This window comes from Streptomyces sp. NPDC026092 (assembly GCF_040638605.1).
GTDB lineage: Bacteria > Actinomycetota > Actinomycetes > Streptomycetales > Streptomycetaceae > Streptomyces.
The window spans coordinates 164,128-185,718 of sequence record NZ_JBEZYN010000001.1 but is presented as its reverse complement, the minus strand read 5'-3'; the positions used below and the strand labels follow the sequence as shown (position 1 = coordinate 185,718).

General features: G+C 71.7%; 19 protein-coding genes, 1 tRNA gene and 1 pseudogene. 11 read left to right on the top strand and 10 right to left on the bottom strand.

The window, feature by feature from the left end:
* The first annotated feature begins 305 nt into the window (after nt 1–305).
* Nucleotides 306–575, top strand: coding sequence for a hypothetical protein (locus AB0F56_RS00825; protein WP_362003190.1), 270 nt, complete (start codon nt 306–308; stop codon nt 573–575).
* A gap of 78 nt (nt 576–653) precedes the next feature.
* A pseudogene (locus tag AB0F56_RS00820) lies at nt 654–2,744 on the top strand (MDR family MFS transporter); the annotation flags it as partial.
* Between the two features lie 12 nt (nt 2,745–2,756).
* On the opposite strand, the gene AB0F56_RS00815 reads toward AB0F56_RS00820, so the two are convergent.
* Complete coding sequence (locus tag AB0F56_RS00815; protein ID WP_362002583.1) at nt 2,757–3,215, bottom strand: YchJ family metal-binding protein; 459 nt, start codon at nt 3,213–3,215, stop codon at nt 2,757–2,759.
* 148 nt (nt 3,216–3,363) lie between these two features.
* Between AB0F56_RS00815 and AB0F56_RS00810 the strand changes: the two genes are divergently transcribed.
* The 4 genes from AB0F56_RS00810 (at nt 3,364) to AB0F56_RS00795 (ending at nt 9,012) form a co-directional block, all read left to right on the top strand.
* Nucleotides 3,364–5,160, top strand: coding sequence for an FAD-dependent oxidoreductase (locus AB0F56_RS00810; protein ID WP_362002581.1), 1,797 nt, complete (start codon nt 3,364–3,366; stop codon nt 5,158–5,160).
* An 88-nt stretch (nt 5,161–5,248) separates the two neighbouring features.
* Nucleotides 5,249–5,647: a DUF3592 domain-containing protein gene (locus tag AB0F56_RS00805; RefSeq protein WP_362002580.1), complete on the top strand. Its 399-nt coding sequence runs from the start codon at nt 5,249–5,251 to the stop codon at nt 5,645–5,647.
* 55 nt (nt 5,648–5,702) lie between these two features.
* Entirely contained in the window at nt 5,703–7,046 is a 1,344-nt protein-coding gene (locus AB0F56_RS00800; RefSeq protein WP_362002578.1) for a 6-phospho-beta-glucosidase, read from the top strand.
* Nucleotides 7,047–7,116: 70 nt separating this feature from the next.
* Nucleotides 7,117–9,012, top strand: a complete 1,896-nt coding sequence (locus tag AB0F56_RS00795) for a M64 family metallopeptidase (RefSeq protein WP_362002576.1) — start codon at nt 7,117–7,119, stop codon at nt 9,010–9,012.
* A 78-nt stretch (nt 9,013–9,090) separates the two neighbouring features.
* On the opposite strand, the gene AB0F56_RS00790 is transcribed toward AB0F56_RS00795, so the two are convergent.
* The 3 genes from AB0F56_RS00790 to AB0F56_RS00780 all read right to left on the bottom strand — a co-directional run bounded on the left by AB0F56_RS00790 (nt 9,091) and on the right by AB0F56_RS00780 (nt 11,075).
* Nucleotides 9,091–9,897, bottom strand: a complete 807-nt coding sequence (locus tag AB0F56_RS00790) for an SAM-dependent methyltransferase (RefSeq protein WP_362002574.1) — start codon at nt 9,895–9,897, stop codon at nt 9,091–9,093.
* A gap of 77 nt (nt 9,898–9,974) precedes the next feature.
* Entirely contained in the window at nt 9,975–10,211 is a 237-nt protein-coding gene (locus AB0F56_RS00785; RefSeq protein WP_137992288.1) for a DUF397 domain-containing protein, read from the bottom strand.
* A complete protein-coding gene (locus tag AB0F56_RS00780) occupies nt 10,212–11,075 on the bottom strand; it encodes a helix-turn-helix transcriptional regulator (protein ID WP_362002572.1) in 864 nt (287 codons plus the stop codon). It lies immediately after the preceding gene.
* Nucleotides 11,076–11,316: 241 nt separating this feature from the next.
* On the opposite strand from AB0F56_RS00780, the gene AB0F56_RS00775 reads away from it, so the two are divergent.
* Genes AB0F56_RS00775 through AB0F56_RS00765 form a run of 3 tightly spaced genes read left to right on the top strand, consistent with a single transcriptional unit; the run spans nt 11,317 to nt 12,942 of the window.
* Nucleotides 11,317–11,769: an ATP-binding protein gene (locus AB0F56_RS00775; RefSeq protein WP_362002570.1), complete on the top strand. Its 453-nt coding sequence runs from the start codon at nt 11,317–11,319 to the stop codon at nt 11,767–11,769.
* Between the two features lie 5 nt (nt 11,770–11,774).
* Complete coding sequence (locus AB0F56_RS00770) at nt 11,775–12,263, top strand: hypothetical protein (protein ID WP_362002568.1); 489 nt, start codon at nt 11,775–11,777, stop codon at nt 12,261–12,263.
* Nucleotides 12,232–12,942, top strand: a complete 711-nt coding sequence (locus tag AB0F56_RS00765) for a methyltransferase domain-containing protein (RefSeq protein ID WP_362002567.1) — start codon at nt 12,232–12,234, stop codon at nt 12,940–12,942. Before AB0F56_RS00770 ends, AB0F56_RS00765 begins: the two co-directional genes overlap by 32 nt.
* A gap of 27 nt (nt 12,943–12,969) precedes the next feature.
* Here the strand turns inward: AB0F56_RS00765 and AB0F56_RS00760 are convergent, their stop codons facing one another.
* Together AB0F56_RS00760 and AB0F56_RS00755 are read right to left on the bottom strand one after the other, a co-directional pair.
* The gene (locus AB0F56_RS00760) at nt 12,970–13,647 is read right to left on the bottom strand and encodes a DUF4352 domain-containing protein (protein WP_362002565.1); all 678 of its coding nucleotides are present in this window, start codon (nt 13,645–13,647) and stop codon (nt 12,970–12,972) included.
* A gap of 135 nt (nt 13,648–13,782) precedes the next feature.
* Nucleotides 13,783–13,867, bottom strand: a tRNA-Leu gene (locus tag AB0F56_RS00755).
* A 255-nt stretch (nt 13,868–14,122) separates the two neighbouring features.
* Between AB0F56_RS00755 and AB0F56_RS00750 the strand changes: the two genes are divergently transcribed.
* Nucleotides 14,123–15,391 (top strand): DUF2254 domain-containing protein, encoded by a 1,269-nt coding sequence (locus AB0F56_RS00750; protein WP_362003188.1) that lies wholly within the window; start codon nt 14,123–14,125, stop codon nt 15,389–15,391.
* A gap of 19 nt (nt 15,392–15,410) precedes the next feature.
* Here the strand turns inward: AB0F56_RS00750 and AB0F56_RS00745 are convergent, their stop codons facing one another.
* Genes AB0F56_RS00745 through sucC form a run of 4 tightly spaced genes read right to left on the bottom strand, consistent with a single transcriptional unit; the run spans nt 15,411 to nt 19,747 of the window.
* A complete protein-coding gene (locus AB0F56_RS00745) occupies nt 15,411–16,022 on the bottom strand; it encodes a GNAT family N-acetyltransferase (protein ID WP_362002564.1) in 612 nt (203 codons plus the stop codon).
* A 20-nt stretch (nt 16,023–16,042) separates the two neighbouring features.
* Complete coding sequence (locus AB0F56_RS00740) at nt 16,043–17,614, bottom strand: aldehyde dehydrogenase family protein (protein ID WP_362002562.1); 1,572 nt, start codon at nt 17,612–17,614, stop codon at nt 16,043–16,045.
* A gap of 53 nt (nt 17,615–17,667) precedes the next feature.
* A complete protein-coding gene (gene sucD, locus AB0F56_RS00735; protein WP_362002560.1) occupies nt 17,668–18,576 on the bottom strand; it encodes a succinate--CoA ligase subunit alpha in 909 nt (302 codons plus the stop codon).
* A gap of 25 nt (nt 18,577–18,601) precedes the next feature.
* Nucleotides 18,602–19,747 carry an ADP-forming succinate--CoA ligase subunit beta gene (gene sucC / locus AB0F56_RS00730; RefSeq protein WP_362002559.1) on the bottom strand — a complete coding sequence of 382 codons (1,146 nt, stop codon included), beginning with the start codon at nt 19,745–19,747 and terminating at the stop codon, nt 18,602–18,604.
* Nucleotides 19,748–19,892: 145 nt separating this feature from the next.
* Here sucC and AB0F56_RS00725 point away from each other — a divergent pair, with 145 nt between their 5' ends.
* A complete protein-coding gene (locus AB0F56_RS00725) occupies nt 19,893–21,590 on the top strand; it encodes a thiamine pyrophosphate-binding protein (protein WP_362002557.1) in 1,698 nt (565 codons plus the stop codon).
* The last annotated feature ends 1 nt before the right edge of the window (nt 21,591 follow it).

The following is a 21,591-nucleotide window of genomic DNA, read 5'->3' as shown; positions in this document are numbered from 1 at the left end:
TCGGGAGTGAGATGCTTCACATTCACGTGCGGACGCCCGATCCCAGGTTTGGCGAACAAATGGGCGAGTCGACCGGCCGCTCGACGAGGAAGATCGCCCCGCGCGGCGCGCACCTGCGGGAACACCGCGGGGCGCGGCGGGCGGCACTCCCGGACCGGGCGGCGAACGTCCGCACACCCCGCCGAACGAGGGCCCCGCCGTTGCCCCGCGGAGACAACCCCGTCTCCGAACCGGGAAGCCGATCCTGTACGTATGAGGAGGGAGACCCCACACCCGAACCCCGTACCCACAAGGACTGGCCCGTGATCACCTCGCCCTCGCCCCTCGTACCCGTCCCGATTCCCGACCGCGTGGCCGCCATGATCGGGTCCTGCCTGCCGCTGCACGTCCTGCAGGCGGAGGTCGACGCCGACTGCGCGGCGCGCGAGGTGCTGCGGTTCCGGGGCCCGCTCTGCGCGGAGGACCGGGCGGACCGCGAGCACGCGCTCTCCGCGCTCGCCCGGGCGAACAAGATCCTGGCCAAGCACCACCCCCTGCTGCCGGTCCGCCCGCGCCAGGAACCCGGCTTCCTTTAGGCCGTTCGGGGCGCCGCCCCGGTACCGCACCGGTTCGGGTGTTCCCCGCATGCGGGTGACGCCGCCCGGTGTGAGGCTGCGAAGGTGACCACCACCAGCGACGCCGCACCCGCGCCCCCGGCCGCCTCGCCACCCGTGCTCGACAGCCGCCGCCGCAACATCGTCTTCGGCACGATCATGCTCGGTGTGCTGCTCGCGGCGCTCGACCAGACGATCGTGGGGACCGCCCTCCCGACGATCGTCTCGGACCTGGGCGGCGCCGCCCACATGTCGTGGGTGGTCACCTCCTACCTGCTCGCGGAGACGGTCGCCACCGTTCTGGTCGGCAAGTTCGGTGACCTCTTCGGCCGCAAGGTGATCTTCCAGATCTCGGCGATCGTCTTCATCACCGGCTCCTTCCTCTGCGGCCTCGCCACCAACATGACGCTGCTGATCGTCTGGCGCGGACTGCAGGGCATCGGCGCCGGCGGCCTGATGGTCACCGCCATGGCGCTCATCGCCGATGTCATCCCCCTGCGCGACCGGGGCAAGTACCAGGGCGCGATCGGCGCGGTCTTCGGCGTCTCCACCGTGATCGGACCGCTGCTCGGCGGGCTCTTCACCGACCATCTGAGCTGGCGCTGGGCGTTCTACGTCAACGTCCCGATCGCGATCCTGGTCGTCATCGCGGCGGCCCGCACCATCCCCTCCGTACGCTCGGCGAGCAAGCCGATCATCGACTACGCGGGCATCGCCCTGGTCGCCGCCGGGTCCAGCGCCCTGATCCTGGCCACCAGTTGGGGCGGGAACGAGTACGCCTGGGGTTCAGGCGTCATCATCGGGCTCTTCGTCGGCGGACTCATCGCGCTCGCGCTCTTCTGCTGGGTGGAGACCCGCGCGGCGGAACCGATGCTGCCCATGCGGCTGTTCGCCAATCCGGTCTTCACCGTCTGCTCCGTGCTGAGCTTCGTCGTCGGCTTCGCGATGCTCGGCTCGTTGACCTTCCTGCCGTCCTACCTCCAGTACGTCGACGGCGACTCGGCCACCGTCTCCGGCATCCGGACCCTCCCCATGGTCATCGGTCTGCTGATCGCCTCGATCTACAGCGGCAACGCCGTCAGCAAGACCGGCACGTACCGGATCTTCCCCATCGTGGGCTGTCTGGTGATGGGCGTCGGCCTCTTCCTGCTGTCCCTGATGGACACGGACACCAACGCCTGGCTGGAGTCCCTGTACATGTTCGTGCTCGGCGCCGGCATCGGTCTGTGCATGCAGGTGCTCACCATCGCCGTGCAGAACACGGTGGAGTACGCCGACCTCGGCACCGCGACCTCGGGCGTCACCTTCTTCCGTACGCTCGGCAGCTCCTTCGGCACCGCGGTCTTCGGCACGATCTACGCCAACTCCCTCAAGCCCAACCTGGCCCAGGGCGTCGGCGAGGCGGCTGCGGTCGCCGGGCCGGGCCTGTCCGCGTCCGAGATCGCCACGGCCGCGACGAGTCCGGCCGGGCTCCACGGGCTGCCGGACGACGTGGCGGCGCCGATCGTCCAGGCGTACGCGGACACCCTGCACACGGTCTTCCTCTGGACGGTGCCGGTCGCGGCGATCGGTTTCGTCGTCGCGCTCTTCCTCAAGCAGGTGCCGCTCAGGGACACCGCCCGCGCCTCGGCCCCCGACATGGGCGAGGGCTTCGCCTCGCCCACCTCATCGGGCGACTCCGCCAAGCTCCTCGAACTCTCCGTCGGCAGGATCCTGCGGAAGACCGACCTGGACACCGCGCGCCGGATCGTCGCCGACTCCGACACCCGGCTCGACACGGCGGGCGCGTGGGCGGTGATGCAGGTCGAACTCTTCACCCGCACGGTCGGGCACGCCAGTCTCGGCTTGATCTCCGCCGGACGGCGGGTCCCCCCGGAGGTCCTGCTGCCGGTCTTCCAGCGCATGGTCGACGAGGGGTTCCTGACCCGGGACGGCAACCTGCTCTCGCACACGCGGGCGGGCGAGCGCGAGGCCGAGGTCATCACACGCGCGTGGGGCGACTGGCTGAAGGACCGGGTCGAGGAGGAGCGGGGCCGGCCGAGCGGCCCCGAGCTGCGGGCGGCGGCGGACGCCATCGCGAAAAAGCTGATCGCGGAGGACCTGGCGCAGGGGCTGCCGCGCAAGCGGGAGCAGGTCGGGATCTCCTCGTGAGCAGCGGGCGGCTCACGCCTCGTCGATGAAGTCCCCGTCGACGTAGACCCAGGCGCCCTCGTGGCGGCGGAAGCGGCTGCGCTCGTGGAGCGAGCCGGCCTCGCCGCCGTGGGTGTAGCGGGCGACGAAGGTGACCGTTCCGGACTGGTGGAAGGCCGTGCCGTCGGTCGTCTCCCGGATCTCCAGGCCCGCCCAGCGCATGGACGGGTCGAAGTCGACCTCGCCGGGGCGGGTCTCCGGTGCCCAGGTGCGCAGCAGGTACGCGGAGTCGCGGACGACGAAGGCGCTGTAGCGGGAGCGCATGAGCAGCTCGCAGGTGGGCGCCGCGGTGGCGGGCCCCGCGTGGAAGCGCCCGCAGCACGCGCCGTACGACGCGGGCAGTCCGCAGGGGCAGGGCGAGTCGGCGGAGACGGCGGTGGCGGCAGACCCGGTCTTACGGGCGGGGCTCTTACGGGCGTTACGGCGGGACATGGCCCCCATTGTGTCGTGCGGGGCGCGGGGTCGGGATCGCGCCATGTGCGGGGCGGTGGCCGCACGACGCTTCCGGGGGCCGGTGGACGCCCTTATGCTCCTGCGCCGGACGTGACTGTTACCGCCGGTAAGCAAAAGGGGCTGGGGCATGAACCGTACGGGCACCTCGCGACGCACCTTCGTCGGCACGGCCGCCGCCGTCACCGCGGCCACCGCCACCGCCGGCGTCGGAGCCGTACCGACCCACGCGGCCGCCACGCCCGGCCGCGCCGAGCAGGCAGCGGCCCCTGCCGTCGCCGTGCTCGGCGGTGGCGTGGCGGGTCTGACCGCCGCCCACGAACTGGCCGAGCGCGGCTTCCGGGTCACCGTCTACGAGCGCCGGGCGCTCGGCGGCAAGGCCCGCTCGATGGACGTGCCGGACAGTGCTCGGGGCGGGCGGCGGGCGCTCCCCGCCGAGCACGGCTTCCGCTTCATCCCCGGGATCTACCACAACCTCCCCGACACGATGCGGCGCATCCCCTTCCCGGGGAACGCCAACGGCGTCTGGGACAACCTCGTCGCCCCGGCCGAGATGGCCTTCGCCCGCACCGGCCGCGAGGACCTGCGCATCCCGCTCCCCTGGCCCGGTCACCGGCCCGCCGAGCTCACCCTCGACGAGATCCGCCGCGCGCTGACCGCGCTCCTGGAGACCGCCCGGTCCATCCCGCTCCACGAGGCCGCGTACTTCGTCAACCGCTTCCTCGTCTTCCTGACCAGCTGCGACGAGCGGCGGAACGGCACCTGGGAGGCCACGCCCTGGTGGGAGTTCCTGCGCGCGGACCGCATGAGCTACGACTACCAGCGCATCCTCGCCGTCGGGCTCACCCGCAACATCGTGGCCACCAAGGCCGAGGAGGCCAGCACCCGTACGGTCGCGACCCTCCTCGAGGCCTTCGCCTTCAACGCGCTCGGGCGCGGCGCCGACGGACCGCTCGACCGGATCCTCGACCTGCCGACCAACGAGGCGTGGATCGACCCCTGGGTCACCCATCTGACCGGTCTGGGCGTGGAGTTCCGGGTCGGCTGGACGGTCCGCGAGATGGCGTACGACGCGGCGGCCGGGCGGATCTCGGCCGCCGTGATCGAGGACCCGGACGGCGTACGGAGGTCGGTCACGGCCGATCACTACATCTCCGCCCTGCCGGTGGAGCACGCCCGCCGGACCTGGGGCGCCGCGCTGCGGGCGGCCGATCCCCAGCTGACCCGGTGCGACCGTCTGGAGACGGACTGGATGACGGGCATCCAGTTCTATCTGACCGACAAGGCTCCGCTGCTCGCCGGGCACGCCAACCTGATCGACTCCCCCTGGTCCCTGACCTGCATCCAGCAGGCGCAGCACTGGCCGACCCGGAACTTCCCGGCCGACTACGGCGACGGATCGGTCGTGGACTGCCTGTCGGTGGACATCTCGGAGTGGGACCGGCCCGGGATCCTCTACGGCAAGACGGCCAAGCAGTGCACCCGTACGGAAGTGGCGCGCGAGGTGTGGGCGCAGCTGAAGGCCGGCTTCAACGACACGGGCCGTACGGTCCTGAAGGACGGCTCCCTGCACTCCTGGTTCCTGGACCCGGGCGTGGACGGCCTCGGCACCCCGAACCCGACCAACGACGACCAGCTCCTCGTCCACCCGGTCGGCACCTTCCACAACCGCCCGCAGGCCGCCACGCGGGTGCCGAACTTCTATCTGGCCGGCGACTACGTGGCCGTCGACATCGACCTGGCCACCATGGAGGGCGCCAACGCCTCCGCCCGGCAGGCCGTCAACGCGCTGCTCGACCGTACGGGCTCGACGGCCGCGCGCTGCACGGTCGAGCCGCTCTTCCGCGCCCCGGAGCTGGAGGGGCTCAAGCGCCACGACCGGATGCGTTTCCGGCTCGGTCTGCGCAACGCGCTCGACGTGGGGTGACGAGCGACTCGGCTCGGCGGAACCGCCCCACCCCGCCCTTTCGCGTTGCGGACTGAGGACCGACGCGCGACGAGAGGCGAGTGGCTCCATGGACAGCTCCTGGCAGATCCTCCTGCTCCTCGCGGGCCTGGTCTGTGTGGCCGGCGGACTGCGGGAGGTGCGGACGCAGACGCGGATGCGGCGGTCCGGAGTCCGCTCCGAGGGTGCGGCGCTGCGTCACGAGGTCACCTCCCGGGAGGGCAACAGTCGCGTGTACTCCCCCGTGGTCGGCTTCCGCGACGAACACGGCACGCACCGGGAGTTCACCAGCGACCTGAGCGGCTCGCCCCGCAGCCCGCGGGAGGGAGTCCGGGTGCGGGTGGTGCACCTGCCGGGGCGCCCGGAGACGGCGCGGCTCGACACGGTCGCGTACAAGGTCACGGTCCTCGCCCTCGCGTTCGGCGTGGGCGCCGTGTTCCTCACCGTGGCGGTCGCGTTCGGGCGGTGACGGGCGCGTCGTCCCGGTGGGCCGCCCGGGCCCGCCGGGTGAGTAGCGTACGAGCATGAAACTGACGATTCTCGGAGGCGGCGGATTCCGGGTCCCGCTGGTGTACGGCGCGCTGCTCGGCGACCACGCCGAGGGCCGGGTCACCCGGGTGACCCTCCACGACCTCGACGGCGGCCGGCTCTCGGCGATCGCCCGGGTCCTCGCGGAGCAGGGCGCGGGGGTGCCGGACGCCCCCGAGGTGACGGCGACGACGGATCTGGACGAGGCGCTGCGCGGAGCGGACTTCGTCTTCTCGGCGATCCGGGTCGGCGGTCTGGAGGGCCGGGCCGCCGACGAGCGGATCGCGCTCGCCGAAGGGGTCCTCGGTCAGGAGACGGTCGGCGCGGGCGGGATCGCGTACGGGCTGCGGACGGTGCCGGTCGCGACGCACATCGCCCGGCGGGTCGCCGCGCTCGCCCCGGACGCCTGGGTCATCAACTTCACCAACCCGGCGGGCCTGGTGACGGAGGCGATGTCCCGGGTGCTCGGCGACCGGGTCGTCGGCATCTGCGACTCCCCCGTCGGGCTCGGCCGCCGGGTCGCCCGGATCCTGGGCGCGAACCCGGCCGAGGCGTGGATCGACTACGTGGGCCTCAACCACCTCGGCTGGCTGCGGGGGCTGCGGGTCGGCGGGCGGGACGAGCTGCCGCGGCTGCTCGCGGACGAGGAGACGCTCGGCTCCTTCGAGGAGGGCCGGCTCTTCGGCCCCGAATGGCTGCGCTCGCTCGGCGCGATCCCCAACGAGTACCTGCACTACTACTACTTCAACCGCGAGGCCGTCCGCGCCTACCAGCAGGCCGAGCGGACGCGGGGCGCGTACCTCCGCGACCAACAGGCCGGTTTCTACGCGCAGATGAGCAAGCCGGACACGCCTCCGCTGGCGGCCTGGCACCGTACGCTCGCCGACCGCGAGGCGACCTACATGGCCGCCAACCGGGAGGCCGCCGGGGTCGGGGAGCGGGACGAGGAGGACCTGGAGTCGGGCGGGTACGAGAAGGTGGCCCTGGCGCTGATGCGGGCGATCGCGCGCAACGAGCGGGCCACGCTCATCCTCAACGTCCGTAACGGCACGACCCTTTCGGTGCTCGACGCGGACGCGGTGATCGAGGTGCCGTGCTTCGTGGACGCGGCCGGCGCCCATCCGGTCTCCGTGGCACCGCTGCCGTACCACGCAGTGGGTCTGGTGACGGCGGTGAAGGCGGTCGAGCGCGAGGTGCTCTCGGCGGCGGAGAGCGGCGAGCGGGCGACGGCGGTCAAGGCGTTCGCGCTGCATCCGCTGGTCGACTCGGTCTCGGTGGCACGACGCCTGGTCGACGGCTACACGGCGGAGCATCCCGAACTGGCGTATCTGCGCCGCTGAATCAACGTCCGGACGACTGTCCGGCGAACATCTTTACGGCAGCGAGGGGCGCGGCCTACGCTCGCGCCCCATGACCTCACCTGGCACACGTTTTCGACGGGCGATCGTCCGTCTCACCACGGGCTGTCTGCTGACCGCCGGGCTGGTGGCGGCGGGACCGGCGGTCGCCGAGTCCGCCGACCCGGCCCTCGCCGCCGCGCGCGTCGTCCCCGTCCAACTCACCGGGCCCGCGGAGAAGCGCTTCAACCTGGTGGTCATGGGCGACGGCTACACCGCCGAGGAGACGGCCGCCTTCCGGGCCGACGTCGACAGGCACCTGGGTGTGCTGTGGAGCATCGAGCCGTTCGCCTCGTACCGCTCGTACATCAACGTGTGGGCGGTGGAGCTCCCTTCGCCGGAGTCGGGCGTGGACTGCGACCCGGGCCTCGACGCGCCCCGCCGCGACACCCCGCTGGACATGGGCTTCTGGGGCGGCTGCAACCCGGCGAGTGTCCAGCGGCTGCTGACCGTGGACAGCACGAAGGCCGCCGCGCTCGCCGCTCTCGTCCCGGGCACGAGCCCCGCCAACCGGCAGATCGTGGCCCTCGCGAACAGCGACACCTACGGTGGCGCGGGCGGCAGTTACGCGACGGCGTCCGGCGGCAACGCGCTCTCCTCGCTGATCACCCCGCACGAGATAGGCCACTCGCTCGGCGGCCTCCAGGACGAGTACGACTACTACGCGCGCGGGGTCGCGGGCGGCGCGTACGAGGGTACGGAGCCGGCCTCGGCCCACCACACCCTGCTGACCAAGGCTCAGATGCGCGAGCAGCGCGCCAAGTGGTGGCGCTGGCTGGGCGAACCGAGCGAGGCGGGCGGTGTCATCGGGCGACACGAAGGCGGCCTGTACAGCACCACGGGTGTCTGGCGGCCCAGCCGGCACTCGATCATGAAGACCCTCGGCTACGCCTTCGACCAGGTCGAGCGCGAGGTGATGGTCCGGGCGATCTCCGCGAAGGTGAACCTCGTCCAGGACCACACCCCCGACTCGGCACCGATCGGGGCGGACCGGACGGTGTGGGTGGACACCCTGCACCCGCTGGGCGGTGAACTCGACGTCGTCTGGCGCCTCGACGGCCGCACGCTCAGGACCGGCAACGCCCGCACGGTCGACCTGCGCGCCCTCCCCCTCTCCCCCGGCACCCACACCCTGACGGCGACGGTGACCGACCCGACGCCGTTCGTGCGGGACCCGGCGGTACGCGGCTCGGCGGCGCTGACCCGCACGGTGAGCTGGACCGTGGACCGCGCGCTGACCACGCCCGGCGACGGCACTGGGCCGGCGTTCACGGGCCACACCCCGACGACGGCCCCGGTGGGCGCGCGCTCGGTGGTCCACGCGGACACCACCCACCCGACGCGCTCCGCCCCGGCCGTCCGGTGGTGGCTCGACGGCCGGCCGGCCGCGAACCCGGGCAACGACCGGGACCTGGACCTGCGGACACTGCGGCTCACCCCGGGGGCGCACACCCTGACCGCCCGGATCGCGGGCACGGACGCCGAGTTGAGGTGGACGGTGGACGCCCGGCCGGCCACGGCCTCGTACGAACTGTCCACTCCGCTGCGCACGGTGAACCGACCGGGCCGGCCCGTCGAGTACGTCTACGACGGTCCGTTCACGATGGGCCTCGCGGCGCGGGACGACCAACCGGGTTCCGTGGTGCGCCAGTTCCGGGTGAACGGTGACGGCTGGTACACGTACTACGGCTGGCCCACCGATGCCGATGCGCCGTTCCGCTTCTCGCCGAGCGGCACCGTTATCGACGACCTCGTCTACGGGAAGCTCGGCCGGAGCCGCGCGGTGCCGTGGGACGACGCCACCCCGGACTACGGCACGCACACGATCGAGTACCGCACGATCGACGCGGCCGGCAACGTGGGCCCGGCGAAGTCGTTCCTGGTGACGCTGGTGAAGCCGGGTAGCTGACGGAACGCGCGAGGCCCGCGGACCGGAAGGGTCCGCGGGCCTCGACGCGTACTCCGTGAACGCCTTCGACCGGCGCGGTCAGGCGATGCGGCCGACGGCCGCCCAGCCCGGGATCGGGTCGTCGCCCTGGACCGGGACGACCTCGCCGAGCTCCGGGTGCCACTCGGCGGTGAGCGAGACCCCGGGCTCGACGAGCTCCAGACCCTCGAAGAACGCGGCGAGCTCGTCGCGCGAGCGCGGCCGCAGGGTCAGCCCGCGGGCCTTGTACATCTCGACGGCCTTGGCCGCGCCCTCCGGGTCGAAGTCCCCGGTGACGTGCGAGAGGACGAGGTAGCTGCCCGGGGCCAGCTTGTCGACGAGCTTGCGGACCAGGTCGTACGCCCCGTCCTCGTCGCCGACGAAGTGCAGCAGCGCGAGCATCGAGAGGGCGATGGGCTGGTCGAAGTCAAGGACCTTTCCGGCCCTTTCGAGAATGATCTCGGGGTCGCGGGCGTCCGCCTGGATGTACTCGGTGGCCCCCTGCGGGGTCGAGCGCAGCAGGGCGGCCGCGTGCGCGAGGACGATCGGGTCGTTGTCGCAGTAGACGATCCGCGACTCCGGCGCCGCCTGCTGGGCTATCTGGTGCAGGTTGGGCTCGGTCGGGATGCCGGTGCCGATGTCCAGGTACTGGCGTACGCCGTGGGCGCTGAGCCAGCGGATGGCGCGGTGCATGAAGGCCCGGTTGACCCGCGCCATGTCACGGCCGCGGGCGTCGAGGGTGAGGAGCTGCTTGGCCATCTCCTCGTCGACCGGGTAGTTGTCCTTGCCGCCCAGGAACCAGTCGTACATCCGCGCGGGGTGCGGCTTGCTGGTGTCGATCCGTACGGCTGCGGGGTCCTGGGTCATGGGGGCTCCTGGTCCGGGAGTGGAACTACTGGCACTGCAGCAAGAGTTACGCGACGGTAGGGGTGCGACGGAAGAGGTCAGGTGAGCAGAAAGTCTGCCTGACCGGATTTCGCTCCCTGGATGAACGCGGCGATCTCGCCGTGGGTGTAGATGAGCGCGGGTCCCTCGGGGTCTGCGGACTGTCGCACGGCGACTCTGCCGTCGGCCAGCTTCATGGCCTCCACGCAGTTGCCCCCGTTCCCGCCGCTCCACGGCTTGTGCCAGCCTTCGGCACCGAGATCCGCGGCGGGCATGCCGTTGTATATGCGATCCATTCACAGCTCCTTGCGGAGACCCCGGAGGATCTCCTTCGTGCGTTGTGCAGTCGCGGCCTGAGCCGCCATGCGGTCCATGACCTCGAGGTGGGAGGCCACCTCGGGGCGCGCGTCGAGATAGACGGCGCCGGTCAGGTACTCGCTGTAGACCATGTCCGGGAGTTCGGGCACGGCGAAGCGGAAGAGGACGAACGGTCCGTAGGTGCCGGGGTGGTGGCCGGACGCGAACTCCGCGACTTGCAGGGTGACGTTCGGCAGCTCGGACGCTTCGAGCAGCCGGTCGAGCTGGTCGCGCATCACCTCGGGCCCGTCACCGACCGGTCGGCGGAAGACCGTCTCGTCCATGATCACCCAGAACTTCGGGGCGTCCTCCCTGGTCAGCAGGGACTGGCGCTCCATCCGCAGGGCCACATGACGCTCGATCTCCTCGGCGCTGCTGGCGCCGACCGCTCCGCTGCGCAGAATGGCGCGGGCGTACCCCTCGGTCTGGAGCAGACCGGGGACGAACTGGGGTTCGTACGCCCGGATGAGGCTCGCGGCCCCCTCCAGGCTGACGTACATGGAGAACCAGCCGGGCAGCACGTCGTGGAACCGCTGCCACCAGCCGGGCAGGTTGGCCTCTTCGGCGAGGGCGACGAAGGCCTCGGCCTCGGAGTCGTTGATGCCGTACGCCTGGAGCAGGAGCTGTACGTACGGGATCTTCAGCGCGACTTCGGCGGTCTCCATGCGGCGGATGGTGGCCGGGGCGACGCGGAGGACCTTGGCGGCCTCCTCCCGCTTCAGGCCGGCCCGCTCGCGCAGATCCTGCAGACGTCTACCGAGAACGACCTGTCCCACCGTGGGGGCGGACCGCGGCTCGCTCACTCTCAGACCTCCCCGACGCACTGTTTCGCTTGAGTGTGCCACGAACACGGCCAGAGAGAACACAGCACTCTGCATTTTTCAGAGTGCCACTTGCCAAGTGTCCGCGTCGGGAGCAAAGTATTCCGGTGAACCAGTACGCGCTGCTGCCGCGCGACGCCTCGGGAGGTTGCGTACGGCACTGCTTACCCACTGTTGTGAGGAACCGGTCGTGGCTTCTGGTAACGCGCTTCCCTCAGGTCTCATGAGCCCCCGCGTCATGCAGCAGCGCCCACGCACCGAAACTCTCCGCCACGACGTCCGCCGGTTCACCTTCGAGCTCCCCGCCCGCACCTCGTCGGTCTCGCGCGCCCGCAGACTGGCGGAGGAGCGGCTGATCCTCTGGGGCTGCGCCCCCGACATACGCGACACGGTCACGCTGATCGTCTCCGAGCTGGTCACCAACGCGGTGGTGCACACCGCGAGCGGCCATGTCGTCTGCGAACTGCGCGAGGGGGAGGACCAGTTGCGGATAGCGGTACGGGACGAGGGCGGCGCGGCGGACCCGCGGATCCGGGACTGCGGCGAGGAGGAACGCGGCCGGGGGCTGCTCCTCGTGGACGCGCTGAGCAGCGCGTGGGGATCGGACAGCACGGGGCACGGCACGGCGCGGGTCGTCTGGGCCGAACTGGCCCACGGCATGGGGCACACGTGCTGAGGTCGATGGCGACCCTTCTGTCGCCGAGGTCCCGCAGGACGCCGGACGGGGCGGGAGCGGGCTCGGGGACGGCCGCCGGCGCGCCGACCGGGGCCTCGACCTCACTGATCATCCCGCCGGGCTTCCGCACCACCCTGGGCTGCGACGCGGTCGGCGTCCCGGCGCGCTACGGCTTCCGCATCCTCTCCCGGCTGCCGTCGAAGGGCTGTGTCTACGCGGACACGGACTGGTGGTGGTGGCTGGTCCCGGCCGGCTCCGACCTGGACCTGCGCTGGCCGCTGCCGTCCTGCTACGCCTCGGGCGCCGAGATCCCGGACCGCCGCCCGCGACTGATCCACCACCCGGACGGCACGTCTCCGTACACCCCCCCGATCCCCCTCTACCTCCTGGCCTGCCAACTGACGGGTACGGCTCCGTCCTGGAGCTTGATCCCCACGCAGGGCGACGGCGTAATGTCGGAGCATGTTCACCCCTCAGGGCCCGACCGCACGTGAACTGACCGTCCAGGCGTTCTCCTCGGTGGAGCACGGGTACGACCTGCTGGCGAGGAAGTTCGACGCGACCCCGTTCCGCACGCCGGACCTGGTCCTCACGGCGGTGACGGACGCACTGCGTCCCGTCGGCCCCTTCGACACGGGCCTCGACGTGTGCTGCGGCACGGGAGCGGGCCTCTCGGTCCTCCGCTCGCTGTGCGCGGGCCGGGTCACGGGCGTCGACTTCAGCGCGGGGATGCTGGAGGAGGCCCGCAGGGCCCACCCCAAGGCCACCTTGATCCGCGCGAACGTCCTGGCCCTCCCCTTCGCCCCGACGTTCGACCTGGCGGTCAGCTTCGGCGCCTTCGGCCACTTCCTGCCCCGCGACCAGATCACCCTCTTCCGCCAGACCCACGCCTCCCTCCGCCCGGGCGGCCTCCTGGCCTTCCCCCTCCCGGCCCCACCCCACGTCGGCTCCCGCGCGTACTGGACCCTGCTGGGCTTCGACACGGCGATGCGCGTCCGGAACGCGGTCTGGCGGCCGCCCTTCGTCATGTACTACCGCACGTTCCGCCTGGCGGACGTACGCGACCGCCTGATGCAGGCGGGCTTCACGGTGGAGACCCGGGCGATCGACTCGCTGGGGCGTCGGGACGACGGGAGCCCACGGTGCCGGCTGGTGCTGGCGCGGAAGGCGTGAGGGGGCGGGGGCGCGGTGGGGGGCTGATCAGGGCACTTTCCCGCTCCAGAAGGCGGGGCCTCGGTCGACCCCGACGGTGACTTCGAGGTCCAGGGTCCCGTCGGAGCCGCCCGGCACGTCGAACGCATAGGTGCCGACGGCCGTCCGCCCTGGAAGGAGCGTGCCCATGAGCCCGGCGCCCAGGTCATTGGCGTCGTCGAAGACCCGCTCCACCTCTCGCCCCTGCGCGTCCCTGCCCTGGACGATCACGACCAGCGGCACGCGCGCCTCGGAGCCGTTGCGCACGGTGACCTCGAGCTTCACGGCCCGGTTCCCGGCCGTGTGCCCGGCGGCGCCGTCGGAGGGCGTGAACCGCTGCGGCGCCGAGACGGTGACGTCGACACCGTCCGCGTAACGCTCGGTCTCGCCGAAGGCGTGCACGTCGTCGGCGTCTGCTGCCTCGGAGGCCTGGGTGCGGGTCGGCCGGGACGAGGGCGATTCCGGCACCGTGGGCGTTGTGGGGGTCCCCGCGGCTTCGCGCTCGCCGTCGGTGACGACGAGGGCGACGATCACCGCGACGGCCACGACGATCAGGGTGCCGCAGATCAGCGCCACGAGGAGTGAGCGCCGGGATCCGCGAGGCGGGCGCGGCGCCCCGCTCGCGAGGGGACCCGACGGAGGCCCGGTCGGGCGGTCCGGCTGTTCGGAGGGGTTCGCGTCGGACATGGCGCCTCCGCCGTTGGTCGGCACGATGCGACAGGGCCTTCAGGGTAGGTGGGGGTCCTCGGGGCCGCATCGGGGACCGCGTCCACGGGCGGAAACGCAGAACGGCCCCAGCTGGGCTGGGGCCGTTCCGGTGTGTGTCCGAGGGGGGACTTGAACCCCCACGCCCGATAAAGGGCACTAGCACCTCAAGCTAGCGCGTCTGCCATTCCGCCACCCGGACTAGGTGTTTGTCATTTTGGGGTGTTCCCCGCGGCGACATGGATAACTCTACCAGGGGTTTGAGGTGCCTTTCACCCACGTTTCCCGTGGTCAGTGGGGTGCGGCGGGAGTCGAGTCCTTGATCGTCGCCGGGTCGCCCCGGGTGGTGCACAGAGTGTCGCCGTACGCCTGCGTGGCGTAGTGGGTCGCGGCGCCTAGCCTGCGCTGGGTGAGCAATCTCTTCGAGCCCCGTGGGTCCACGCACCGCAGGCCCAGGATGCTGTCGCCCCTGCGGGAGCATCTGCGGGACACCTTCTGGTTCGCCCCGATCGTGAGCATGGCGGCCGTGTTCGTGCTGTGGCTGGTCTCCTCCGCGCTGGACGAGGCGATCATCCGGTTCCTGCAGGACAAGCAGGACTACGGCGCGGTCACCGAGCTCATCGGGATCGTCGAGGACGCCAAGACGATCGTGACCACGATCAGCTCGGCGATGATGACCTTCATCGGTGTGGTCTTCTCCATCTCGCTCGTCGCCGTGCAGATGGCCAGCGGCCAGTTCAGCCCCCGCGTCGTGCGGATCTTCATCCGGAGCCGGATCACGAAGGCGACGTTCTCCGTCTTCCTCGCCACGTTCCTGCTGTCCCTGCTCGTCCTCACCTCGTACGACAGCGAGGCCGATCCCCGGTACGTCACGACGGTGCCCCTGGTGCAGTCGGTACTGACGCTGCTCATGGTCGGGCTGAGCCTGCTGCTCTTCGTGGCGTACGTGAACGCGACCCTGCGGCTGATGCGGGTGGGGCACGTGGTGGACCACATCACGTGGGAGGCGTTCGGCGTCCTGGCGAAGCAGCCGCTGTACGAGGGCGAGCTCGGCGACCTGGGCGAGGCGACCGAGCACGTCCTGCACCGGGGGCGCGCCGGGGTCGTGCGGGACGTGAACGTCGCCCTGCTCGTGCGGCTCGCGCGGCGCCACGGCGTGGTGCTGCGGCTGCTGCCCCGGATGGGGGACTTCGTGGTGCCCGGGACCCCGCTCCTCGCCGTGCACGGCGGCCGGGTGCCGCGCCGGATCGGGGCGGCGGTCTCGGTGGGGGTGGAGCGGACCTTCCACCAGGACCTCGCCTTCGGGCTGCGCCAACTGGCGGACATCGGGCTGCGCGCCCTCTCCCCCGCCGTGAACGACCCGACGACCGCCGTACAGGCACTGGACCGGATCACCCAGTTCCTGGCCGCCGTGGTGAACCGCCCGCTGGGGGCGGTCCACCACCGCGACGGCAAGGACGCGCTCCGGCTGGTCCAGGACGTACCGGGGTGGACGGACCTGGTCGACCTCGGCTTCACCGAGATCCGCGGCTGCGCCCCGGGCAACCCCCAGGTGTCGCGCCGCATGCTGGCAGGCCTCGACGACCTGCTGTCCATGGCACCGGCCGACCGCCGCGAACCCCTCCTCCGGCACCGCACCCTGCTGACCCAACTGATCGAGCGCACAACACCGGAGGCTGCCGACCGCGCGTTCGCGCTGGAGGGGGATCGTCAGGGGATCGGGTGAGAGGGGCGGTGCCCGGTCGTCACGACGCGCCGTGCGACGGCGCCGGCCACGGGTCGCCCTGCACGCGCGCGTGCAGATGCTCGTCGTGCCATCCGTCCCCGTGGAGCAGGGCGCTCCGCATCGTCCCCTCCAGCGGGAAGCCCGCCTGGGTCGCGACCCGGCAGGACGCGGGGTTGGCGACGGAGTGCGTGATACGGAGCCGGTGCAGACCCAGGTCGTCCAGGGCCCACCGGCTGATCCGGACCGTCGCCCGCGTCATCACCCCGTGGCCGCGACCTTGCGGCAGCAGCCAGTACAGGAACTCGGCGCTTCCCCCGTGGAGGTCCATGTCGCCCAGGCCGATCAGGCCGACCGGCCCGCCCTCGCCGGGCGGGGCGATCGCCCAGATCGCGGCCCGCTCCGCGAGCCAACGCTGCCGCCAGGCCTCGATCCTGGCGACCGCCCCCTCCAGCGTCAGATGCCCGGGGCGGTTCCACCGCTGGACGTCCGGATCGCCGCACGACTCCGCCAGCACCCCAGCGTCGTCCTCCCGCCACTGCCTCAGCTCGAAGCCTCCGCCGAGGTGGAAGACCGGCTGGTCACCGTCGCTCATACGGCCCGCCGGAACCACCGCCGGTATCGAATCGATCATCGAGCCATCATGCCAAGGGCCTACGGCATCAGGTGGTAGTCCGGGAAGTTGCCCGGGAGTCGCTCGTCCTCCGGGCCCTCGGTGACGGCCTTGACCAGGAGGTCGCCGCCTACGAAGGCGCCGCGCCAGGAGGCGCCGAAGCCGCCGAAGAGTTCGTCGCGGTCGCCGCGCGAGCGGGGCTTGCCGTGGCCGGTCTTGAAGGCTCGGATCTGGGGGGCCAGGCGGGCGTACGTCTCCGGGTCGTCGGTGGCGAGGGTCGCGACGAGGGCGCCGTTGGAGGCGTTCATCGCGGCCAGGAGTTCGGCCTCGGTGTCGACGAGGACGATCGTGTCGACCGGGCCGAAGGGTTCGGCGTGGTGGAGGGGTGAGGAGGGGGGCGGGTTGAGGAGCGTGACGGGCGGGAGGTACGCCGAGGTGTCCTGGCCCGGCAGGAACCGGCCGTCGGCGAGGGAGCCCCGGTGGAGCGGGATCGCGCCCCGGTCGATGGCCTCGGCGACCTGGTCGCCGAGTTCCTTGGCCTTGGCCGCGTTGATGAGCGGGCCGAAGTCGAGCTCGGGAAGGGAATCCTCCGGGTGCTCGACGGCGAGCGGATGCCCGAAGCGCAGGGCCCGGACGGGCGGCAGGTAGGCGGCGAGGAAGTCGGCGAAGGCGGTGCGCTCGACGACGAAGCGGGGGTACGCGGTGCAGCGCTGCTTGCCGTAGTCGAAGAGCTTGGGGATCACGGCGGAGAGTGCCGGCCAGTCGCTGTGCTTCCAGACGCCCCAGGTGTTGAGACCCTCCTGTTCGAGGATGTGGCGCTTGCCCAGGTCGGCGACCTCGATGGCGATGCGCGCGCCGGTGTCGCGACCTCCCACGAACGAGACGCAGCCGATCTCGGGGGCGCGGACCAGGGCCTCGGACAGCTCGCCCCCGCTGCCGCTGACGAGGGTGATCGGGATGCCCTCGCGGGCAGCGAGCGCGGCGGCGAGGGTCAGGCAGGCGAGGCCGCCGTCGGTCGGGGTCTTGGCGATGACCGCGTTCCCGGCCAGGGCCTGCACGAGCAGGGCGTGGACGAGGACGGACATCGGGTAGTTCCAGCTGGCGATGTTGGAGACCGGGCCGGGCAACGGGGCGCGGTCGGCCAGCATGGTGTCGATGCCGTCGACGTACCAGCGCACGCCGTCGATCGCACGGTCCACGTCGGCCTGCGCGAGCCGCCACGGCTTGCCGATCTCCCAGACGAGGAGGAGGGCGAGCAGTTCGCGGTGGGCGGTGAGCGCGTCGAGGGTCGCGGAGACGCGGGCGCGGCGCTCGGCGGTCGGGACGTGGCGCCAGGCCCGGTGCTGGTCGAGCGAGGCGCGTACGGCCTGGTGGGCGGTGGCCGCGTCGAGGCGTGGCGGGCCCACGATCGGGCTGCCGTCCACGGGGCTGGTGGCGGGCAGCGGCCGGCCGTCGGGCTGCCAGGTACCGGCCCAGAGGTTGAGGACGGTGTCGTCGCGGAACGCCTCGGGGGCGACGGTCAGGCAGCGCTGCCAGGCGTCGGGCCAGGCGGTGCCGGGCTTGAGGGTGAGGGTGGGGGTGGCGTCAGGGGTGGGGGCGGGGGTCGGTGCCATGGAGTGTTCTCCGCTCTCGGTGCACAGTCGGGGCGGGAAGGGCGATGGCCGCGTCAATTGTGGGTGCGGGTGTCGGCCGCCGCCAGCCGGGCGACGACGAGGGCGGCGGTCTCGGTGGGGGTGGAGCCGACCTCGACCCCGGCCGCCTCCAGGGCCTTCCGCTTCCCCTCGGCCGTACCGGACGAACCGGAGACGATGGCGCCGGCGTGGCCCATGGTCTTGCCCTCGGGGGCGGTGAAACCGGCGACGTAGGCGATGACGGGTTTGGTGATGTGCGCGGCGATGTGGTCGGCGGCGCGTTCCTCGGCGTCGCCGCCGATCTCGCCGATCATCACGATGAGTTCGGTGTCGGGATCGGCTTCGAAGGCGCTGAGGCAGTCGATGTGGGTGGTGCCGACGACCGGGTCGCCGCCGATGCCGACGGCTGAGGAGAAGCCGTACTCCCGCAGTTCGTACATGAGTTGATAGGTGAGCGTGCCGGACTTGGAGACGAGTCCGATCCGGCCCGGCTCGGGGGCGATGTCGGCGGGGATGATGCCCGCGTTGGACCGGCCGGGGCTGGTCAGACCGGGGCAGTTGGGGCCGATGATCCGGGTGGTGCCGCCGTGGGTGCGGGCGTACGCCTGGAAGGCCACGGTGTCGTGGACGGGGACGCCCTCGGTGATGACGACGGCGAGGCCGACGCGGGCGTCGACGGCTTCGAGGACCGCCGCCTTGGCGAAGGCCGGTGGGACGAAGACGACGGTGACGTCCGCCCCGGTGGCGGCGACGGCCTCGCGGACGGTGCCGAAGACGGGGATCCGGCGGCCGTCGAGATCGACGGTGGTGCCCGCCTTGCGGGGGTTGACTCCGCCGACGACGTCGGTGCCGGCGGCGAGCATGCGGCGGGTGTGCTTCATGCCTTCGGCGCCCGTCATGCCCTGGACGAGGACCTTGCTCTGCTCGGTGAGGAAGATGGCCATGGGTTCACATCCCTTCAGCGGTGCTTTAAGAGCTCTGAATCAGAGCGAGTTCGGCGGCTCGGGCGGCGGCGCCGTCCATCGTGGTGGCCTGTTCGACCAGCGGGTGGGCGCGGGCGTCGAGGATCGCCCGGCCCCGGGCCGCGTTGTTGCCGTCGAGGCGGACGACGAGCGGCCGGGTGAGGTGGACGGCGTCCAGGGCCCGGACGATGCCCTCGGCAACGGCGTCGCAGGCGGTGATGCCGCCGAAGACGTTGACGAGGACGGCCTTGACGTCGGGGTCGGAGAGGATGACGTCGAGGCCGTCTGCCATGACCTGCGCGGAGGCGCCGCCGCCGATGTCGAGGAAGTTGGCGGGGCGGGCGCCCCCGCCGGCGACGACGTCGAGGGTGGACATGACGAGTCCGGCTCCGTTGCCGATGACGCCGACCTCTCCGTCGAGCTTGACGTACGTGAGGCCCTTGGCCGCCGCGGCGGCCTCCAGCGGGTCGCCGTCGGTGTCACGCACCTCCGATGCCTCGCCCCAACGCGCCTGGCGGAAGCGGGCGTTGTCGTCCAGCGTGACCTTGCCGTCGAGGGCGAGGATCTGGTGGGCGGTGGTGCGGACGAGCGGGTTCACCTCGACGAGCAGGGCGTCCTCGCGGACGAGGACCTGCCAGAGACGGGCCAGGGTGTCGGCGGTCTCCGGCGGCAGCCCCGCCGCCGCGGCGATCTCGGCGGCCTTGACCTCGGAGACCCCTTCGGCCGGGTCGACCGGGATCCGCGCGACGGACTCGGGGCGGGTGGCGGCGACCTCCTCGATGTCCATGCCGCCTTCGGCCGAGGCGATGGCGAGGAACGTGCCGGCCGCCCGGTCGAGGACGTAGCTCACATAGAACTCGTCCTGGATGTCGACGGGTTGGGCGAGCATGACCCGGCGGACCGGGTGGCCCTTGATGTCCATGCCGAGGATCTGGCGGGCGGTGAGCTCGGCGGCCGCGGGGTCGGCCGCGACTTTGACTCCGCCGGCCTTGCCCCGGCCACCGGTCTTGACCTGCGCCTTGACGACGACGCGCCCACCGAGGAGTTCGGCGGCGCGGCGGGCCTCTCGGGGGTGGTCGACGACGGCCGCGTCGGGGACCGCGATGCCGTGGCCCTTGAAGATTTCCCTCGCTTGGTACTCGTACAGGTCCATCTCGGCTCCCTCGCTCGAAAGTGCCGCACACCCCCTGGACACCATCCGGGCGATGCGGGATAACAAGCTTCATACAGTATTCGTCGACTGTATGCAATCGACCGCGATCACCCTCAACTCCCCTACGAAGGGACAGGACTTCGCCATGCCCGACGACAGGCAGCAGCAGCCCGCACAGGAACGCATCTCCGGTGGACATCTGGTCGCCAAGGCCCTCAAGGCGGAGGGCGTCGACGTCATCTACACGCTCTGCGGCGGCCACATCATCGACATCTACGACGGCTGTGTCGACGAGGGCATCGAAGTCGTCGACGTACGCCACGAGCAGGTCGCCGCGCACGCGGCCGACGGATACGCCCGGATCACCGGCAAGCCCGGCTGCGCCGTGGTCACGGCAGGGCCCGGCACCACCGACGCGGTCACCGGGGTCGCCAACGCCTTCCGCGCCGAGTCCCCCATGCTCCTGATCGGCGGTCAGGGCGCCCACACCCAGCACAAGATGGGCTCCCTGCAGGACCTCCCGCACGTCGACATGATGACGCCGATCACCAAGTTCGCCGCCACCGTGCCGGACACGGCCCGCGCGGCGGACATGGTGTCCATGGCGTTCCGCGAGTGCTACCACGGCGCCCCCGGGCCCTCCTTCCTGGAGATCCCGCGCGACGTCCTGGACGCCACCGTCCCCGTGGAGAAGGCGCGCGTGCCCAAGGCCGGCCACTACCGGGCCTCCACCCGCAGCGGCGGCGACCCCGAGGCGGTCGAGCGGCTCGCCGACCTGCTGGTGCACGCCGAGAAGCCGGCCGTCCTGCTGGGCAGCCAGGTCTGGACGACCCGCGCCACGGACGCGGCCGTCGAGCTCGTACGGACCCTCAACATCCCCGCGTACATGAACGGGGCGGGGCGCGGCACGCTGCCTCCCGGCGACCCGCACCACTTCCAGCTCTCCCGGCGCTACGCCTTCGCCAACGCGGACGTCATCGTCATCGTCGGCACCCCCTTCGACTTCCGGATGGGCTACGGCAAGCGGCTCGCCCCGGACGCCACCGTCGTCCAGATCGACCTCGACTACCGGACGGTCGGCAAGAACCGGGACGTCGACCTCGGGATCGTCGGCGACGCGGGGCTGATCCTGAAGTCGGTCACGGAGGCGGCGACCGGCCGGCTCAACGGTGGCGCCATCAAACGCAAGGCCTGGCTGGAGGAGCTGCGCACCGCCGAGCAGACCGCGCTGGACAAGCGGCTGCCGCAGCTGCGGTCGGACGCCTCGCCGATCCACCCGTACCGCCTGGTCAGCGAGATCAACGACTTCCTCACCGAGGACTCGATCTACATCGGCGACGGCGGGGACATCGTCACCTTCTCCGGCCAGGTCGTCCAACCCAAGTCACCCGGGCACTGGATGGACCCGGGTCCGCTCGGCACGCTCGGGGTCGGCATCCCCTTCGTCCTGGCGGCCAAGCAGGCCCGCCCGGACAAGGAGGTGGTGGCGCTCTTCGGCGACGGCGCGTTCTCGCTCACCGGCTGGGACTTCGAGACCCTCGTCCGCTACAACCTCCCCTTCGTCGGCATCGTCGGCAACAACTCCTCGATGAATCAGATCCGTTACGGCCAGGCCCAGAAGTACGGCCCGGAGCGCGAGCGGGTCGGCAACACGCTGGGCGACGTGCACTACGACAAGTTCGCCCGGATGCTCGGCGGTTACGGCGAGGAGGTGCGGGACCCCGCCGACATCGCCCCGGCGCTGCGGCGCGCCCGCGAGTCCGGGCTGCCGTCGCTGATCAACGTGTGGGTCGACCCGGACGCGTACGCCCCCGGAACCATGAACCAGACCATGTACAAGTGAG

Coding starts and splice junctions, on each gene's coding strand:
- AB0F56_RS00815 (WP_362002583.1), bottom strand. CDS start 3,215: ATGTCCCGCCGTAACGCCCGTAAGAGCCCCGCCCGTAAGACCGGGTCT.
- AB0F56_RS00810 (WP_362002581.1), top strand. CDS start 3,364: ATGAACCGTACGGGCACCTCGCGACGCACCTTCGTCGGCACGGCCGCC.
- AB0F56_RS00805 (WP_362002580.1), top strand. CDS start 5,249: ATGGACAGCTCCTGGCAGATCCTCCTGCTCCTCGCGGGCCTGGTCTGT.
- AB0F56_RS00800 (WP_362002578.1), top strand. CDS start 5,703: ATGAAACTGACGATTCTCGGAGGCGGCGGATTCCGGGTCCCGCTGGTG.
- AB0F56_RS00795 (WP_362002576.1), top strand. CDS start 7,117: ATGACCTCACCTGGCACACGTTTTCGACGGGCGATCGTCCGTCTCACC.
- AB0F56_RS00790 (WP_362002574.1), bottom strand. CDS start 9,897: ATGACCCAGGACCCCGCAGCCGTACGGATCGACACCAGCAAGCCGCAC.
- AB0F56_RS00785 (WP_137992288.1), bottom strand. CDS start 10,211: ATGGATCGCATATACAACGGCATGCCCGCCGCGGATCTCGGTGCCGAA.
- AB0F56_RS00775 (WP_362002570.1), top strand. CDS start 11,317: ATGAGCCCCCGCGTCATGCAGCAGCGCCCACGCACCGAAACTCTCCGC.
- AB0F56_RS00770 (WP_362002568.1), top strand. CDS start 11,775: ATGGCGACCCTTCTGTCGCCGAGGTCCCGCAGGACGCCGGACGGGGCG.
- AB0F56_RS00765 (WP_362002567.1), top strand. CDS start 12,232: ATGTTCACCCCTCAGGGCCCGACCGCACGTGAACTGACCGTCCAGGCG.
- AB0F56_RS00760 (WP_362002565.1), bottom strand. CDS start 13,647: ATGTCCGACGCGAACCCCTCCGAACAGCCGGACCGCCCGACCGGGCCT.
- AB0F56_RS00750 (WP_362003188.1), top strand. CDS start 14,123: ATGCTGTCGCCCCTGCGGGAGCATCTGCGGGACACCTTCTGGTTCGCC.
- AB0F56_RS00745 (WP_362002564.1), bottom strand. CDS start 16,022: ATGATCGATTCGATACCGGCGGTGGTTCCGGCGGGCCGTATGAGCGAC.
- AB0F56_RS00740 (WP_362002562.1), bottom strand. CDS start 17,614: ATGGCACCGACCCCCGCCCCCACCCCTGACGCCACCCCCACCCTCACC.
- sucD (WP_362002560.1), bottom strand. CDS start 18,576: ATGGCCATCTTCCTCACCGAGCAGAGCAAGGTCCTCGTCCAGGGCATG.
- sucC (WP_362002559.1), bottom strand. CDS start 19,747: ATGGACCTGTACGAGTACCAAGCGAGGGAAATCTTCAAGGGCCACGGC.
- AB0F56_RS00725 (WP_362002557.1), top strand. CDS start 19,893: ATGCCCGACGACAGGCAGCAGCAGCCCGCACAGGAACGCATCTCCGGT.